10 protein-coding genes are annotated in these 18,551 nt (G+C 60.6%); 2 read left to right on the top strand and 8 right to left on the bottom strand.

Annotated features, from left to right (window positions below):
- Positions 1 to 31 precede the first annotated feature (31 nt).
- Positions 32 to 475 carry a CopD family copper resistance protein gene (locus tag QNH97_RS12170; RefSeq protein ID WP_283557043.1) on the bottom strand — a complete coding sequence of 148 codons (444 nt, stop codon included), beginning with the start codon at positions 473 to 475 and terminating at the stop codon, positions 32 to 34.
- 417 nt (positions 476 to 892) lie between these two features.
- On the opposite strand from QNH97_RS12170, the gene QNH97_RS12165 reads away from it, so the two are divergent.
- Positions 893 to 6,508, top strand: a complete 5,616-nt coding sequence (locus QNH97_RS12165; protein WP_283557042.1) for a putative Ig domain-containing protein — start codon at positions 893 to 895, stop codon at positions 6,506 to 6,508.
- A 900-nt stretch (positions 6,509 to 7,408) separates the two neighbouring features.
- Here the strand turns inward: QNH97_RS12165 and QNH97_RS12160 are convergent.
- The 5 genes from QNH97_RS12160 to QNH97_RS12140 form a co-directional block, all read right to left on the bottom strand.
- The gene (locus QNH97_RS12160; protein WP_283557041.1) at positions 7,409 to 8,584 is read right to left on the bottom strand and encodes an integrase core domain-containing protein; all 1,176 of its coding nucleotides are present in this window, start codon (positions 8,582 to 8,584) and stop codon (positions 7,409 to 7,411) included.
- A 203-nt stretch (positions 8,585 to 8,787) separates the two neighbouring features.
- The gene (locus QNH97_RS12155) at positions 8,788 to 10,137 is read right to left on the bottom strand and encodes a TolC family outer membrane protein (RefSeq protein ID WP_283557040.1); all 1,350 of its coding nucleotides are present in this window, start codon (positions 10,135 to 10,137) and stop codon (positions 8,788 to 8,790) included.
- A gap of 2 nt (positions 10,138 to 10,139) precedes the next feature.
- Positions 10,140 to 11,510, bottom strand: coding sequence for an HlyD family type I secretion periplasmic adaptor subunit (locus QNH97_RS12150; RefSeq protein ID WP_283557039.1), 1,371 nt, complete (start codon positions 11,508 to 11,510; stop codon positions 10,140 to 10,142).
- Positions 11,503 to 13,224 carry a type I secretion system permease/ATPase gene (locus tag QNH97_RS12145; protein ID WP_283557038.1) on the bottom strand — a complete coding sequence of 574 codons (1,722 nt, stop codon included), beginning with the start codon at positions 13,222 to 13,224 and terminating at the stop codon, positions 11,503 to 11,505. The genes QNH97_RS12150 and QNH97_RS12145 overlap by 8 nt, the downstream gene beginning before the upstream one ends.
- 356 nt (positions 13,225 to 13,580) lie before the next feature.
- Positions 13,581 to 14,981 carry an amino acid permease gene (locus tag QNH97_RS12140; protein ID WP_283557037.1) on the bottom strand — a complete coding sequence of 467 codons (1,401 nt, stop codon included), beginning with the start codon at positions 14,979 to 14,981 and terminating at the stop codon, positions 13,581 to 13,583.
- Positions 14,982 to 15,359: 378 nt separating this feature from the next.
- Between QNH97_RS12140 and QNH97_RS12135 the strand changes: the two genes are divergently transcribed.
- Complete coding sequence (locus QNH97_RS12135) at positions 15,360 to 15,971, top strand: TetR/AcrR family transcriptional regulator (RefSeq protein ID WP_283557036.1); 612 nt, start codon at positions 15,360 to 15,362, stop codon at positions 15,969 to 15,971.
- A gap of 48 nt (positions 15,972 to 16,019) precedes the next feature.
- On the opposite strand, the gene QNH97_RS12130 is transcribed toward QNH97_RS12135, so the two are convergent.
- Positions 16,020 to 17,123 carry a polyamine ABC transporter substrate-binding protein gene (locus QNH97_RS12130; RefSeq protein WP_283557035.1) on the bottom strand — a complete coding sequence of 368 codons (1,104 nt, stop codon included), beginning with the start codon at positions 17,121 to 17,123 and terminating at the stop codon, positions 16,020 to 16,022.
- A gap of 39 nt (positions 17,124 to 17,162) precedes the next feature.
- A complete protein-coding gene (locus QNH97_RS12125) occupies positions 17,163 to 18,497 on the bottom strand; it encodes an alginate export family protein (RefSeq protein ID WP_283557034.1) in 1,335 nt (444 codons plus the stop codon).
- Between the last annotated feature and the right edge of the window lie 54 nt (positions 18,498 to 18,551).

The following is an 18,551-nucleotide window of genomic DNA, read 5'->3' as shown; positions in this document are numbered from 1 at the left end:
ATCAAGCGCCTTGAAACCACGCCGGCGTTGCTCACCAAGTGACGTAGAACATCGCCTTGGCCAGCAGCACGATCGCCACCATATGAAGGAACACACTGGTATGAATGATGTGAACGTAACGGGCGTTCATGCGCTCGCTTTTGAACAACCACATGGCCCAGAGAAAATGCCCCAGCACACTGCCCGCCAACAGAATCTTCAATCCCAGCAGCACACCGAACGATGACTGCAGCGGCGACGACAACACCGGCCAATACCGCAGCCAGACCATGCCACCGCCTGCGCCAAACAGCACCAGCACTACCCAAGGCATCAACTGCCGGGCACGCCGGCTGATGCCTTGCTCCAGCAGCACCATGACTTTGCCAGGGAGTTGTTTGCGGATGCTCTCGAGGAACAGCACCTCGAAAAACACCGTGCCGATGAACACCAACGCGGCGAACAGGTGCAGGGTCAGAAACAGCGGATAACTCATGAGCCTCCTTGGACCCGGTCTGGCGCCCTCTTCCGGACGCCGGGTTGATTGGAGGCTACCGCGCGGGCCAGCCACCGCGGTTGATGCCAATCAAGAAAGTCGCAAGTGCCAGCCCCCCTATCCCTGTGAGAGCGAGCTTGCTCGCGATGGCGTCGGATCAGCCAGCCCTGATAGGACTGATACACCGCTATCGCGAGCAAGCTCGCTCCCACAAGGGCATGGTTGATCCTGCAAGAAAGCGTCAACAAAACGTTACATTCCGCTTATTTCATACAACCACTTATCCGGTAGTCAGTTTTTTTGACACTTTCTCCGACATTCGGTCACAACTTTTGCGCTCCATTGGGTCATAACACCGGGGTTGCCGATGGAATATTGGCATCTAGCGCGGTTATAGCCAGATACGGAGATAAGCTCATGATTTTCAACGTACTAGATTTTGGCGCCAAAGGAGATGGCATCACCGATGACACGGCGGCGATACAAAGTGCGATTGATGCGGCGGCCGCGGCAGGTGGAGGTCAGGTGTACATGCCGACCGGAACCTATATCGTTTCGGCAGGTGAGGAACCGTCCGACGGCTGCTTGATGCTCAAAAGCAACGTCTACCTGTACGGCGACGGCATGGGCGAAACCACGGTCAAGGTGGAGGATGGCTCCGACACCAAAATCACCGGCATCATCCGTTCGGCCTATGGTGAGGAAACCCACGATTTCGGGGTCAGTAACCTCACCATCGACGGCAACCGCGACAACACCACCGGCAAGATCGACGGCTGGTTCAACGGCTACATCCCTGGCGAAGAAGGCTACGACTCCAACGTCACCCTCGACAGCGTCGAGATCAAGGATTGCTCCGGGTACGGTTTCGACCCGCACGAGCAAACCGTCAACATGGTCATCAAGAACAGCGTGTCCCACGGCAACGGCCTGGACGGTTTCGTCGCCGACTTCCTCAGCGACAGCACCTTCGAGAACAACGTCGCCTACAACAACGATCGTCACGGTTTCAACGTGGTCACCAGCACCCACGATTTCACCATGACCAACAACGTCGCCTACGGCAATGGCAGCAATGGCATCGTGGTCCAGCGCGGCAGCGACGACATACCCTCCCCCAGCAACATCACCATCACGGGTGGCGAGGTGTACGGCAACGGCGCCGAAGGGGTGCTGATCAAGCTGTCCAGCGAAGTGACCGTCAGCGACATCGATATCCACGACAACGGCAGCGCCGGGATTCGCATCTACGGCAGCAACCACGTCGAGGTCATCGACAACACCCTCAATAACAACTCCCTGGGCGGCGCCGTACCGGAAATCATCATCCAGTCCTACGACGACACCCTGGGCGTATCTGGCAAGTATTTCAACGGCAGCGACAACCTCATCCAGGGCAACATCATCAGCGGCAGCGACCTGTCGACCTACGGCGTCGCCGAACGCAATGAAGACGGCACCGATCGCAACGCGATTATCGGCAATACCATCAGCCACACCAGCAAGGGCGCCACACTGGTCTATGGCGACGGCAGCTATGTCAGCGCCACGGTGCCGATGACTACCGTGCAAGGCACGGCTGGCAATGACACCCTGCTGGGCAGCAGCGCCAGCGAGATTTTCTACGGCGCGGCCGGCAACGACACCATCAACGGCGGGGCCGGCAACGATATTCTGGTGGGCGGCGCGGGCCTCGACAAACTCACCGGCGGCACGGGCGCCGATACGTTCCGGTTCGTCGCCCAGTCCGACAGTTACCGCAACGCCACCTCCAGTTTCGATGACACCATCACCGATTTCGACGTCACCCAGGACAAGATCGACCTTGCCGGCCTTGGTTTCACCGGCCTGGGCAACGGCCGTGGCGGCACCTTGCAGGTCAGCTACAACGCCAGCAGCGACCGCACCTACATCAAGGACTATGACGCCGATGCCAGCGGCAATCGCTTCGAGCTGATCCTCTCGGGCAACCTGACCAGCACCCTGACCGCCAGCAACTTCATCTTCAACCGGGTGATCACCGGCACCAGCGGCAACGACTCGCTGTTGGGCAGCGATTCGGCCGACACCTTGCTCGGCCTCGCGGGCAACGACAGCCTCAGTGGCGGTGCCGGCGACGATAAAATCGATGGCGGTGCCGGCATGGACACCCTCACCGGCGGTGTCGGTGCGGACACGTTCGTGTTCTCCAACCGACTGGACAGCTACCGTAACTACAACACCGGTGGCGCCAACCTCGGCGACCTGATCACCGACTTCAATGTCAGCGCCGACAAGATCGACCTCTCGGCCATGGGCTTTACCGGCCTGGGGGACGGCAAAAACAACACGGTATACCTGGTGCTCAACAGCGCCGGCACGAAAACCTACATCAAATCCCTGACCGCCGACGCCAATGGCAACCGCTTCGAAGTGGCGCTGGACGGCAATTACCTCAACACGTTGACCAGCGCCAACTTTGTCTTCGCCACCACGTCGCCGACCAACCAGGCGCCGGTCTTGGCTACGCCGCTGCTGGACCAGAGCGCGACCGAAAACACCGCGTTCAGCTACGTGGTGCCGGCCACCAGCTTCACCGACCCGGACAATGACAGCCTCAGCTACAGCGCCAAACTGGCCGACGGCAGCGCCCTGCCCAGTTGGCTGGTGTTCGACGCGGCCACCCGCACCTTCAGCGGCACACCCAGCGACACCGCATCGGGCACGTACTCCATCCAGGTCACCGCGACCGACGGCAGCAACGCCACCGTGAGCGACAGTTTTACCCTCGCAGTGCAAGACGTTCCCGCCGCCCCCACGGTGATCAATGGCACGCCGAACAACGACACACTGACCGGCACCGCAGCCAACGAGCAGCTGTTCGGTGGCGCCGGTAACGACACCCTTAACGGCGGTGCCGGCAACGACATCCTGGTGGGGGGTACCGGCGTGGACAAACTCACCGGAGGCACCGGTGCCGACGTCTTCCGCTACACCTCCAAGCTCGACAGCTACCGCACCAGCTCCACCAGCGCCAGTGACCAGATTCTCGATTTCGATGTAGCCGCCGACAAGATCGACGTCTCGGCGCTCGGCTACACCGGGCTGGGCAATGGCCTCAACGGTACGTTGCAGGTGACCTACAGCAGCTCGACCAATCGCACCTACCTCAAGGACCTTACGGTCGATGCCAACGGTAACCGCTTCGAAGTATCGCTGGCGGGGAACCTGGTCAGCAGTCTGACGGCCAATCACTTCGTGTTCGCCGACCAGAACACGCCCGGCAACGTAGCGCCGGTCGTGGCCATTGCGCTTCTCGACCAGAATGCCACGGAAAGCTCGCCCTTCAACTACACCGTGGCCCACGACAGTTTCACCGACGCCAACCAGGATGTACTGACCTACACCGCGACACTGGCCGACGGCAGCCCCCTGCCCGCCTGGCTGACTTTCAACGCGACCAACCTGACCTTCAGCGGTACACCCACCAGCACCGCGTCTGGCAACTACACGCTGCTGGTCAAGGCCACCGACCCGGCCGGTGCGTCGGTCAGTGACAGTTTTGCCCTGGTGGTGGCCGACGCGCCGGCCAACACCATCACTGGCACCAACAACGCCGAAAGCCTCAACGGCACGGCTGGCGCGGACCTGATCCTCGGCCTGGGCGGCAACGACACCATCAAGGCCGCCGCCGGCATGGACATCATCGACGGCGGCGCCGGACGCGACTCGTTGTACGGCGGCGACGGTGCCGACACCTTCCGCTACAGCAACGCGCTCGACAGCTACCGCGACTACGACACGGGCGGCGTAACGGCCACGGACACCCTCTATGACTTCACCGTGGGCGTCGACAAAATCGACGTTTCAGCGCTGGGCTTTCTCGGCCTTGGCGATGGCAGCAATGGCACGCTGTACATGACCTTGAACGCTGCGGGCGACAAGACCTACATCAAGTCCGCCGAAGCCGACGCCGATGGTAATCGCTTTGAAATCGCCCTCAACGGCAATTACCTCAATACCCTCACCGCCAGTGATTTCGTGTTCGGCGAACGCGCCCAGCAAGACATCCTCTACCTGCCGACGCTCGGTCAATCCAACGCGCGTCTGCTACGCATGAGCGAAGACGACGACCAGTCCGGCACCTCGATGCTGGTCAATGACCTGGACAGGTACACCCCCTATGACGTGCGCAGCCAGTTCAACGATGCCGACGGCAACGGCATTGACATCGCCGTGGGCGGCAGCACGGTCAATGGCCTGTCGACCCTGGGCGCCGAAGAACTCAAGTTGTGCTGGTGGCTGACCGACACCAACCAGCCCGGGCCTGCGCTGTTGCGGGCCGTGACGTTGCTGCGCGACCAACTCACCGAGCTGCAATCGATCGATAACGTCACCATGGGCATCATCTGGGGCCAGGGCGAGGAAGCCGCCCAGGAAATCGCCCGCTCCGCGGACAAAGCAGCGGCGGCAGCGGACTACAAGGCCGCGACCTTGAAGGTGTTCGATTACCTGCACGCCCAGTTCGGCAATTTCAGCGTGTACATGATGGAGACGGGTCACTACGAACAGGACGCCGCCCGTGCCCGCGGTTATTCGGAAGAGAAGATTGCCTCCATCGTCGAAGGCGTCGGTTACGTCCGCGCCGCCCAGGAAGCCATCGCCGCCGAACGCGCCGACGTCAAGCTGGCGGTGGACTACACCGACCTGCCCTTGCGCTACGAAGTCGATCCACTGGTGTATCCCGACGACGTCTGGCACCTGCACGAAGAATCAGCGGAAATCGTAGGCCAGCGCCTGGCCGACTACATCGCCGATGACCTGGGCTTCCAGGGCAACCCCAACGACAACAACAGCGTGCAGGATATTTTCGACAACGCCCAGAATCAGGGCGGACAGATCTCCGGCACTGATCAGGACGATACCCTGGTGGGCAGCTCGGGCAACGACACGATCGATGGCGACCTGGGCGCCGACACCATGACCGGTGGCGATGGTAACGACATCTACGTGGTCGATAACGCGTTCGACAGCGTGGTGGAAAGCAACACGTCGACCTCGCAGATCGACACGGTGCAGGCGTCTGTCAGCTGGACCCTGGGCGCTAACCTGGAAAACCTGGTGCTCACCGGCGTGTCGGAGATCGACGGCACCGGCAATGAGCGGCGTAACTTCATCACCGGCAACGCCGCCCATAACGTACTCGATGGCGCCGCCGGGGCCGACAGCCTGAGCGGTGGCGATGGTGACGACACCTATTACGTCGATAACACCAGCGATACCGTGATCGAGACCAACAGCAATGCGGTGACGGGAGGCGTCGACAGTGTGCACAGCAGCCTGGCGGCCTATACCCTAGGCGCCAACGTCGAGAATCTGTATCTCGACAGCACTGGCGCCGCCAATGGCACGGGCAACGCGCTGGACAACACGCTGTTCGCCGGCGCCGGCAACAACATTCTGGACGGGCGTGATGGCAACGACACTGTGTCGTTTGAACGTGCCCTGGCCGCCGTTACCGTGAACCTCTCGACGTCGGCGCAACAAAACACGGTGGGTTCCGGGCTCGACACCTTGAAATTCATCGAGAACCTGACGGGAAGCGCCTACGCCGACAGTCTGTCGGGCAACAGCGCGGGGAACATCCTGGATGGTGGTGCTGGCAACGATACGCTGGTGGGTGGTTCGGGCGACGATCGGCTGATTGGCGGTGCTGGCACCGATAACCTCACCGGCGGCACTGGCGCGGATACCTATTCGTTCGGCGCGTTGTCGGACATGGGCGTCGGGGCTTTGCGAGATGTGATCAATGGTTTCAAGAGCGCGGAGTTCGACAAGTTGGATCTCACTGGGTTGGACGCCAATCCGTTGACCGCTGATGTCGATGCCTTCACGTTCATTGGCAGCAATGCTTTCGACGCCACCAATGCTACTGGGCAGTTGCGCTTTGCCGATGGCATTGTCTATGGCAGTGTCGATGCCGACGCCACGCCCGAGTTTGAATTTGAGCTTGTGGGTGTCAAGGAGCTGCATGCCAGTGACTTTACCGCTTGAGTTTGTCGTGAGCAGGCTTCCTCGCCATGGGCAGTGCTGTTCACTTAAGAAAAAACGGTGCTTCTTCCTGGGGGGAAGCGCCGTTTTTTGGGCTCGTTTTTAATGGGTTTGTAGTTTGTGTGTATATCCGTTGCTGCGGTAACGGCGACTTAGGGTTCCGCCCTTACGGCGGCTCACTTTTGAGAAGCGCAAAAGTAAGCAAAACGCTTTTGCCCCACCACTTGGTGCCTCGCCTAGGCTCGGCATGCCCTCTCTCCGGCATTGCTCCGTGGGCCCGCTGCGAAGGGCCATCCATGGCCCAGCGCAGCTATCCCGGCATCCATGCCGGGATGCCCACTGCGCAATGCCTGCGTTCGGCCAGCGTGGTCAACGGGGCGCCCCAGATCAACGTCCGCCGCGAGGCGGCCTTATAGCCGACCTGGTTTGGGTGGGACCGCGTTTCCCCTGTGGGAGCGAGCCTGCTCGCGAAGGCGATGTCACTGTCAATGGAGATGTTGAATGGGCTGGCCTCATCGCGAGCAGGCTCGCTCCCACAGGTTTTTTGTGTCGTGTCCAAATGCTGTGAGCACCCACAAACCCATGTGGGAGCGAGCTTGCTCGCGATAGCGGTGGTTCAGCCACATAGATGCTGAAGATGCCCGCTCTTGCTTTGCTTTAGATCTTGATCTTGATCTTGATCTTGATCTTGATCTGGGCGCCCCATTAACCACGCTGGCCGAACGCAGGCATTGCGCAGTGGGCACCTCGGCATGGATGCCGAGGTAGCCGCGCTGGACCATGGATGGTCCTTCGCGGCGGGCCCACGGAGCAATGCCGGAGTGAGGGCACACCGAGCCTAGGCGAGGTGCCGAGTGGTGGGGCAATGTACGGGACAACCACATGGGTTACAAAAAAGAGCATTCACATAGGTGACACTTTTATTGAAACATAACCGTTCTTCGCGTCCCTGGCATTGACGTGACCTAGGATCACCGGACCGAAGATCACATTCCATACCCCCTCTTTGATCATCTCCATTCCAATGTTCTGATGCCTGAGCAGATTCCCCACGTATATCCGCAGGCCAGCTCTATTAATGATGCCGCTACCATCCGCCAGGTAACACTCTATATGGCTCGCATATCCCATTTCCGGTAGCTTCTCCGGATAAGACCGAGTTGAGGGCATATAGCAGGTCGCCGGGGTTTTCTGGCCGAGCGCCTCGTGTCCTCGCTCATAATTGTAGTGCTGCATAAATCGATCAAAGTGTTTTTGCTGAGCCTCCCAAGCAATTGCCGGCGGTTGGGGAAAGGTACTTTTCAAAGTCCGATGCATGCGCTCATGTCGTCCATTTTGGTCTGGCCGACCGGGCTCAATTCGCTCAGGAATAATCCCAAGCCGCAGCCACCAGATCGACAACTGCGACAGCCCCGCACGCCCTGTACTGGCAAACGGCACGCCGTTATCGGTGCGGATGCGCTCAGGCATCCCATACTCACGAAAAACGCGCTCGAAGGTTTGCTGGGTCTCCTTGAGATTGGTATTGGCCATACTCTCGCAGGCCAGCAGGAAGCGACTGGCATGATCCATGATCGTCAGCGGATAGCACCAAACGCCCGCCCCGGTAAGGAACTGGCCCTTGTAATCTGCACTGAAGAGCTGATTAGGCGTTTCTGCCTTACGCAAAGGCTTGGGATAGACAGCGACACGCTGACGCGACGGTCGAGGCGTGATCAGGTCAGCTGCCTTAAGTATGTTGTAAATGGTCGTTTTCGACGGAGGATCCTGGCCGGGGAAACGCGTCATCAAGTCGTTCTGAATCTTTTTAGGTCCCGGAACCGTTTCGCCAACAGAACGAAGCTCAATGATCGCCTGCCTCACGGCCAGCGGCACCACATAGGTTTGGTTGATCCGTCGGCGGCTACGTTCGTCAAGCCCGCTGGGGCCCTCCCGCTCATAGCGTTCAACCCATTTGTAGCCAGTCTTTCGGCTGATCTGATAGTCCTGGCACAGCCGGCTAAAGCTGTGCTTTTCAGACAGATACTCAGCGATGAACATCACTTTAAGGTCCATAGGTTTCAGCTCTTTCCAGGGCATGGTCAGATCCTCGCGAAATCGACCCTGCCAGTTAAAAACTGTTACCTATGTGCGTGAACTGATTTGTAACCCATGTGGGTGAGTCATACCGGCAAAGCGCTTTTGGTTACTTTTGGCGCTCTTCCAAAAGTGACCCGCTGTAAGAGCGGAACCGCCAGCAGCCGTTACCGCAGAAACGGATATACACACGCCCCCCAGACGTCTTAAAACAGATTCTGCACCTGCTCCAGAACCGCGCGATTCATCTGGCCAGTATGGGTGTGCAAACTCACATAGCTCTGCAGCATATCGAGCTTGGTATTGAGCAAGTCCCGACGCGCCTGGAATAGCCGCTGCTGGGCATCAAGAATATCCACCGTAGAACGCACCCCACCCTGGAAACCCTTTTCCGTGGACGTCAGTGCCCGCTGATTGGACTCCACCGCCCGTTGCATCGCCTTGCTCTTGGTGAACCCAGCCACCACCCCCAGATAATCGGCTTCGATATCCTCGGCCAATTGTTGACGCTGCACGTCATAGTCCGACTGGGCACCGGCCAATTGCGCTTCCGCCTTGGCCACCGAGGCCCGCACCGCACCGCCACGGTACAACGGAATATCCAGCTGAACCCCCACGTAGTAGGTGTCCTGGCGCGGGTCCAGTTCCTGGTACTGGCGGGTTTCCCGGCGGGTCAACTGAGTGGTCAGCGACAGGGTTGGATAATGCCCGGCGCGCTGGCTGTCGGCCTGCGCCTCGGCGACTTTCACCGCCGCCAGCCGGGCCGCCAGTTCCGGGCTGGCCTCACGGGCAATCGCCGTCCAATAGGACAAATCCTGCTCCGGCGGGATCGGACTGCCGGCGGCAAGCTCCTCGCGCATCGGCTGAATGTCATCGATGGGCACACTGGCGCGGCCGGATAACGCCCGCAGCGCTGCCACTCGACGGGCCTGGGCTTCGGCCTCCTGGGCCTCTACCAGATCGAGCCGGGCCTGGGCTTCATCGATATCGGTGATCGCTCCCTGGCCACCCTGATAGAGCTTTTTGCTCTGGGTGACCAACCCACTGATGACGGCTTTCTGCTGGGCGATCAACTTGATCTCGTTCTCGGCCCGGGCGACGTCGAAATAGCCCTTGGCAACCCGGTCGTACAGGGTCTGGCCAGCGACGTCGAACAGCTGGCTGCCCAACTTCCCCCTGGCCTTGCCCTCTTGATACGCCGCCCAGCGGCCCTTGTCGTAGAGCGGTTGTTGCGCCGCCAGGGTGACGTTGTTCGCCTGGTAATCGTTACTGTTGACGTAGCTACTGTCCTCGCCGCCATCGGTACGTCCGCCGTAGCCGTAGCGCGATGTCAGCGACACTTGCGGATAGAGGCCGCCGCGGCCGATGTCCTCTTCATGCCGTGAAGCTTCGAACGCGTGGGCAGCCGATTGCACGGTTGGATCATTGAGGCGCGAGGCATCGTAGGCGGCGGTCAGGCTCAAGCCACCGTCGGCGGCCCACACAGGATTGATCACGGCCCAACTGGTACACAGGCTCAGCAACACGCGAGTGCGGTAGCGGCAACGGTCGGTCATGCTCATTCCTCCTTGAAGGCCGCAAGCAAGCGTTCGCGCAGGGGTTTCATCAAGTAATTCATCAAGGTCCGTTCCCCCGTCACCACCGTGACATCGGCGAGCATGCCCGGGCGCACCCACAGCCCGGCAGCCTGCAGCGAGGCCACCGTGTCGGCGGGAATCTCGACCTTGGCGGAGAAGTACGGCTGGTGCGTCTGTTCGTTGATCAACTGGTCCGCCGACACCGTGGTCACCGTGCCGGTGACTGTCGGTGTATCCACCCGCTGCAGCGCAGTGAAATGCACATTCACCGGCAAGCCAGGACGTAGTTTGTTGGCCATCAGCGGCTCAAAACGCGCAGTAATCGCCATCGGCGCGTCCAGCGGCACCACCTGCATCAGGGTTTGACCGGCCTGCACGACGCCGCCTACCGTATGAATACTGACATCCATCACCTGTCCGGCCACGGGCGCACGGATCGCACCGTTGTCGACTTCGAACTGCAAGGCGCGGATCTGATCGACATAACCGGCCGCCTCGGCGGACACCTCGCTGAGCTGGGTTTCGGCATCGCGGCGGAACTCCTGTTGGGCCTGCAAGGCCTTGAGCCGACTTTCGTTGATCGCCTGGCGGGTCCTGCCGACATCGCCCACGCCGGAAGCAATCTGACCAGCCAATTGAGCCGCGTTGCGCTCGGCTTCGAAGAGTTTGTTGCGCGGCACGTAGCCTTCCCGCGCCAGGTCCCGCAGGCCTTCGAGTTCCTGTTGCTGGAAGCGCATTTGCGCGTCGTAGTTACGCTTGACGCCTTCATAGCCGAGCAACTGCTGCTGCAACGCGGCGGCTTCGTGTTCGATGATCTGCAAGCGACTGCCCAGCTCCGCGCGGCGGGTCATGAACAATTGGGTCTGCAAGGCCATGGCCGCCTTGACCCGTGGCTCCTCGGCGCGCTCCAGCAGTTCAGCGGGCCATTGGATCTCGGCGCTGCCCAGGCGCTCGGCAATCAACCGCGCCTCAACGCTGCGATCATTGAGCAACTTGCCCAGGGTCACGTCCCGCTGTGACTGCGCCTGCACCGTGTTGAGCTGCACCAGCAACTGGCCCTGGCTGACCCGATCGCCATCGCTGACCAGCAGCTTTTCCACCACGCCGCCCACCAATGACTGCACCGCCTTGCGCTCGCCCGCCACCACCACGGTGCCACTGCCCATCACGCCCTGGTCGAGCGGCGCCAAGCAAGCCCAGAGCAGCGCACCGCCCAGCGCCACGACCAGGAAAGCCACACCATAGCGGGCGGCACCGCCGGCGTCGGTACTGGCGCTGGGCAGCGTATTGTCGCTGCGCACACTCAGCCCCTGCTCGCTGTACGCTTGTTTACCCGGGGTCAGATCACGCATCTTCGCCAGCCTCTCTTACTGCGGCCGGCTTGGGCGCTGGCATCAACGCCTTGAGCACCCGATCCCGTGGGCCGAAGGCTTGTTGGGTACCGTCCTTGAGCACCAGAATGTGATCGACCACCGCCAGCACATTGGGTCGATGGGTGATCAGCACCACGGTGCTGCCGGCGGCCTTGAGCACACTGATGGCCTGCACCAGCGCCAGCTCACCGGCCTCGTCAAGGTTGGAATTGGGTTCATCGAGTACGATCAGCTTCGGGTGGCCATACAGTGCGCGGGCAAGGCCCAGGCGTTGCTTCTGCCCACCGGACAAGCCGAGTCCACCCGGCCCCAACGGCGTGTCGTAGCCCTTGGGAAACCTCAGGATCATTTCGTGAATACCGGCATGCCGGCTGGCAGTGATGATTTTGTCAGCGTCCTGCTCGCCGAAGCGGGCAATGTTGTCGGCAACGGTGCCATCGAACAGCTCGATGTCCTGCGGCAGGTAACCCAGGTGCGGGCCGAGGGCGTCGTGGGACCATTGGCTGATTTCGGCACCGTCCAGGCGCACCGACCCACCCATGGCCGGCCAGACCCCGACCAGCGCCCTGGCCAGGGTCGATTTACCACTGGCACTGGCGCCGACAACGGCGAGCACGTCACCTTTGGCCAGGCTGAAATTGATGCCCCGCAGGATTGGCTGCGTGGCACCGGGCGGACCGACATACACCTGCTCCAGGCGCACCGCACCGGTGGGCGGAGGCAAGGGCATGCGCAGGCGATCGCGCGGGTGCTGGGTCAAGAGTTGGCTCAGGCGCTGGTAGCTCTGGCGCCCGGAGTTGAATTGTTTCCACGAGCCGATGGCGATTTCCACCGGGGCCAGGGCACGCCCCAGCAGCAGCGACATCGCAATCATCATACCTGCCGAAAGCTGGCCTTCGAGCACCAGCAACGCCCCTAGGCCCAGGGCCAACGATTGACCGGAAATGCGCACGAAACGGGTGGTCGAGGTGATACGCGCGCTGCGGTCACTGGCATGGGCCTGTGCGGCAATGATGCGTTGTTGCAGCAGGCTCCAGCGCTGACGCAACGGCCCGAGCATGCCCAAGGCCTGGATGACCTCGGCATTGTGCAGCGTGCTGTTGACGTAACTGGCCGATTGCACCCCGAGTCGATTGGCCTCCCCCAGGCGCGTCCGGGTCGCCAGTTCGCCCCACAGGGCCAGGCCGATCAACACCAGGGCGAGTACCAGCGTCAGTACCCCGAACCAGGGATGAAAGATGAACGCCACCAGCAGGAAAATCGGCAGCCACGGCGCATCCAGCAAGGCGATCAGCCCCTGCCCGGTGATCAACTGCCGCAGCGTGGCCAAGTCGTTGAGCACCTGCGCCGGGTTGGCGTTGTGCTCGCGCAGGCTTCGGGCAAAGGCCGCGTCGAAAATCCGCTCGCCCAAGGCATCGTCCAGCCCCGCGCTCATGCGAATCATCACCTGGCCGCGCACCCACTCGATCAGGCCGCTGAACATGAATAGTCCCAGGGCGATCAAGGTGAGCATGAACAGCGTAGTTTCGTTGCGGCTGGTCAGCACCCGATCGTAAACCTGCATCATGTAGAGCGATGGCACCAACACCAGCAGATTGATCACGCCACTGAACAGGGCCAGGGACCAGAACACCCGGCGATAGCTGAGCAAGGCAGCATCAATGTCATGACGCGGATCGAGTAGGAAACGCATAGAGAATCAACCCGCAAAGGAATAGTCGGTCCCGGCGCAATCCATCGCGAGTTATTTGCCCTAAGGCGTCAAAAAAAAGTGCGTCATGTTGCTGACGTGCCGCTATATGAGCCGATCGTCGCCGCTACGGACGCCAAGTACTGACAACGTAACCAGAGGTTAGTTGCCAGCATGGGGCCAGTGTTTTCACCCAATGACGGGCAGGAGATGGCATTTCAAGACACGCGGCTGGGCGGACTGGACAGGTTCTGCAGATAAGCCTTGTCGGCGCAAGGCGCTTTCGCGCCGACAGGCTAAGGGAGACGGGTGTATGGGAACGCGCTGGACGGGGCAACTTGAATCAGGGACGGCCTGGTCTACCCCAGGGAAGCCGCCCTCTCAGCCGGCGACGGATGTCGCGAGGTGATCAACCCGATAAAGGAAATGACCAGGGCCAGGCCAAGGGTGGTGCTGACCTCGCTGCGGTGCTCCGGCGTCACCATCATGACCGTCAGGGCGCCAGAGATGAACACAATGACCAGCCAGGTGAGCCAGGGAAACAGCCACATGCGCAAGGGTAGCTCGACATTCTGACGCACCAGCATCCGACGCATGCGCAACTGAGACACCGCAATCACCAGGTACACCAGCAAAGCGATGGCGCCGGAACTGGCGAGCAAAAACTGGAACAGTCCTGCAGGCATGAAGAAGCTGAACAACGTGACACCCAGCCCCAGCACGGTACTGGCGACCACCGCCGCCCTTGGTACGCCGACCGACGACGTCACTTGCACCGCCTTCGGCGCATCGCCACGCCGACCCAGCGAGTACAACATGCGCGAGGCAATGTAGATCGAGGAGTTCATGCAACTGGCCACGGCAATCAACACCACCACATCCACCATGAATTTGGCGTGGGGAATGTTCATCAGTTCCAGCGCCCGCTGGTAGGAACCCACCGAAGCCAGGAGCGGATCGTTCCACGGCACCACCGAAATGACCACGAAGATCGACAGCAGATAGAACACGCCGATGCGCCAGATCACCGAGCGCGTCGCCTTGGCAATGTTCTGCGCAGGGTTACTGGATTCGGCCGCGGCGATGGTCACCGCCTCCGTACCGATGAAACTGAACATGATGGTGATGAAGGCGCCCACCACTGCCGACAGGCCATTGGGCGCAAACCCGCCATGCTCCTCCATGAGTCGAGTCAAGCCACTGGCCTCACGCTCGGGAATCCAGCCCATCAACACGGCGAACCCCACGGAAATGAAACCGATGATCGCCACGACCTTGGCCATGGCGAACCAGAATTCGAATTCCCCGTACTTGGACACGCTGAACAGGTTCGTCACGGCCAAGGCAATGATCGACACCGAGGCGAACAGCCAGGCATCGATGGCGGGAAACCATTGGTTCAGTACATGGCCGGCGGCGAGCGCTTCGATAGGGATCACCAGCACCCAGAACCACCAGTAGAGCCAACCGATGGTGAAGCCTGCCCAGCGTCCGATGGCCTGGTCGGCATAGGTGGAAAATGAGCCGGTGTCCGGGTTGGCAACCGCCATCTCGCCGAGCATGCGCATGACGAGCACCACCAGCAAGCCCGAGAACAGGTAGGCCAGCATGACGGCCGGGCCCGCGGCTGCGATGGCGTGGCCTGATCCGACAAACAGGCCTGCGCCGATAATCCCGGCAATGGACAGCATGGTGACGTGACGAGGCTTGAAGCCCTGTGCCAAGTGGCCGTTCGAATCCTTGAAGTTCGGGCTGGTCATTTTCTTATTCTCTTGTGAATCGACATTGAGGCGCGCTGAGGGACAGTCGGTGTTCTGCGTTTTCGCTCCCTCCTGAAAGCGGCACATCCTGAATGTTTGATCCACCCTCAAGCACTTGCGCCCTGCGGTGAAAAGTTGCGCCACGTTACCCGTCTTCCCTCTCGAACCAGTTACCTGAGCGCGCCGTTCAAGTGCCTGATTTCGCCAGGAAAGACATGGCGTTTTGCCCCGTCCAGGCGTCTGGCCTGCGCCCGAATGCCCCTCGTCGAACACGTCTGCGGCAAAAGAAATGCTTTAAAGATTTTACTCAGTTAAGTATTTTGAATGGGCCCTGAGGGCTATGCGATGCCCTCTTCTTTCAAACGACAAGGACCTCCCGTGAGTGGACTGCGTGAACGTCAAAAAGCCGAACGACGCCAAGCCATCAGTAAGGCAGCGGTAGAGCTGTTCGAGCGTCAGGGTTTCCAGAACACCACCATCGAACAGATCGCCAGTCAGGCCGGGGTGTCGGCGCCCACCGTCTTCAAATACTTCGGCAACAAGCAGGAGATCATCCTTGAGATCCTGCACGAGGCCGATCAACGTGCGCTCAAGGACACCCGCAGCCGAATCCCGGAAATGGAGGATCCTGTCGACGCGTTGTGCTACCTGGAACGGCTGCTCACCGGTTATGCCCTGGAAGTCATGCACCCCAGTCTCTGGCGTGAGTTGCTGCCACTGATCCTGTTTGGGGGTAATAACGGACTGCCTGACGGCTATCGCGCCATGAACGATGCGCTCAGGGCTGAAATCAGCGGTTTGATCAGAGAGTTGCAGCAGGCCGGCAAGCTGCGCGAAGACCTCGATGTCGAACTGGCCGCGTTCCTGTTGAACGACTACTCGCACCTGCAGCTGTACAGGCTGGTGAACCAGGAACAGCCGGATATCGAAGCCCATTCCACGCAGGTCCGACGGATCACCGAGCTGCTGTTCCATGGCATGCGCGCCTGAGCACAGCCACTGATAAGCGCCCGGCGTCACGACGCCGGGCCACCCTGATCAGCGATTGGTCTTGATGGCGGTCCAAGTGCGGGTGCGGATCCGCTCCACGGCAGCCGGCACGGGCTCTAGCATAAACAGGGTTTTGCGGGCTTCATCGGGTATATACATGGCCGGGTTGCTACGGATCTCGGCGTCCACCAATGCCGTGGCGTCCTTGTTCGGGTTGGGGTAACCGATCTTGTTGCTGATCCGCGCAATCACATCCGGACGCAAGATGTAGTTGATGAAGGCGTAGGCCTCCGCGGTATGAGGGGCGTTGGTGGGTACCATCATCACGTCTGCCCACATCGGCGCACCTTCCTTGGGTAAGGCCATCGCCACCTTGACGCCCTTGCCAGCGGCATCGGCCAGTCGCGTGGCCAGGGCCACACCGCCAGACCAGCCCACCCCGACGCAGATCTCACCGTTGGCCAGGTCCATGCCATAGCGCGACGAATTGAAATAGGTGACGTACGGACGAATAGTGCGCATTGCCGCCTGGGCCTGCGGGTAGTCTTCGCGCTTCTGGCTGTTGGGGTCCAGGCCCTTGTAATGCAAGGCGATGGGTACGATCTCGTTGGCCGCATCGAGGAAGCCGACACCGCAACTGGCCAGCTTGGCCATGTTCTCTTCCTTGAAGATGATGTCCCAGGTATTCATCTGCACGTCGGCCCCGAGCACCTGCCGGACCTTATCGACGTTGTAGCCGATCAGGGTCGTGCCCCAGAGATACGGCGCCGCGTAGCGATTGCCTTCGTCGCCGACGGCTTCCAGGGTTTTCATGAACTCAGGGTCCAGATGCTGCCAGTTGGGCAGTTGGCTGCGGTCCAGGGGCTGGACCGCGCCGGCGGCAATCAGGTGGCTGACATTGGAACTGCTGGGGTAGACCACGTCATACCCCGAGTTGCCTGTGAGCAGTTTGGACTCCAGTGTCTCGACGCTATCGAACACGTCATAGATCGGGCGGATGCCGGTTTCTTCCTGGAAGCTCTTGAGGATTTCCGGCGGCAGGTACTCGATCCAGTTGTAGATCCGCACTGTTCGCTCTTCGGCCAGGCTCACGCCACTGACCAGCATTGAAACGACAGCACTCAACAAGGTGTTACGCAAAAACAGGTTCATGATGAAAAACTCCAGCGCGGCCGCGAAGGCTCGCGGCACTTAATAGCGGTAGGTGAGGTAGAGTTCCAGCGCGCTGAATTTCTGATCGTTACCAAAGATCTGCTTGGCCGCGGCCATGGGCTTGACCCAGTTGTAGGACAGCGAGGTGCTCAACGACTTCGAAGCAGCCCAGTCGAGGAAGATTACGCTCTCATCGGCAAAACGTCGGTCACTGACGGCTGCGCCCATGTAGTTTTTTTCGTCCAGCCAGAACTGATAGTGAATCGCGCCGAGCGTGAGGGTTTCGTTGAGATGGGTCTTGAGGGAGAACTGCTGGACGTTTTCGTTGCTGTTGAACAACAGGTAGTTGCCAACGACGTCACCCACCAGCCAGGTGCCCCAATCGATAAATCCTTTGCTGAGGGGGTCCCAGGATTGCTGTCGGTTATCGGTGAGGTCGTCATCGCCGGAAAAGCTGGCGTAGCGATAGCCGAGAATCGGCGTCAGCGGCAAGGTATCGAAGGCATAGTCCGCCTGGCCATACCAGGCCTTGGCGTCGTAATCGACCCCAGCGCCACTGCCCCGCTGCAAAGCATATTCAGCGTTCAGCGTCAGTGCCGGCACGCCCGGCACCTTGGCGTTGAGCGCCCGGAGGTTATACACCTGCATCCCGTCCCGGCTTAACGGCGTAGTGCCCTTGGGCGCAAGGGAATCAACCTTCATCGCCATGGCGCCCAGCGTCACCTGGTCATCGAGGTTGTAGTCCAGGTTGACACCGGTCATCCGGAAGTCGCCCAAGTCATCGTCGGTACGCAAGGTGAAGGCCTGGGTCTTCAGCGCGCCATGATCCCAGGCCAGGATGGCCGTGTCCTTGAAGGCGGTTCTGGGCGCGAGCCAGTAGGCACCGTCGTCGAACTGATCAAGGTTGCCGTCCATGACGATGAAGCCGGTGCCGATCATGTAGTTCTGGCGGCCGGCCGTGAATTTCCACTCCCCGGCCCGGAACCCACCGTAGAGCTCCTCGACCGCCACGTCACCGTCAGAACTGCGCGTGAAGCCGCCGGCATCGCCATCGCCCACGGTGGTCGCCGCCACGAACGAACCGCCGGCCAACAGGCTGAAGTCCGGTTGCAAGGCGTAGTCCAGGGTGACACCGGGCTTGATGTAGAACTCCTGCCAGTCGATTTTCGTCCCGTCATTGCCGCGACTGCGCAGATCAACCCGGCCGGCGCCGAAATTGACGTTGCGCGTGAAGACGGTCGCCGCACCGGCCGTGAGATTGACCTCCCCCTTGAGGGCACCGTCTTCGAAGGTATAGCCCGCCAACGCAGCTTGGGCGGTCAGGGGTAAGCCGAACGCTAAGAGCGTTCGCGACCAACGTGTCATGCAAACCATATGAAGCTCCTGTGTGATTATTGTTGTTACAGGGCAGTGAATGGCGGCGCAGAG

The sequence above is a fragment of the Pseudomonas sp. G2-4 genome (genome assembly GCF_030064125.1).
GTDB lineage: Bacteria > Pseudomonadota > Gammaproteobacteria > Pseudomonadales > Pseudomonadaceae > Aquipseudomonas.
This window is presented reverse-complemented; position numbering and strand designations above follow the sequence as displayed.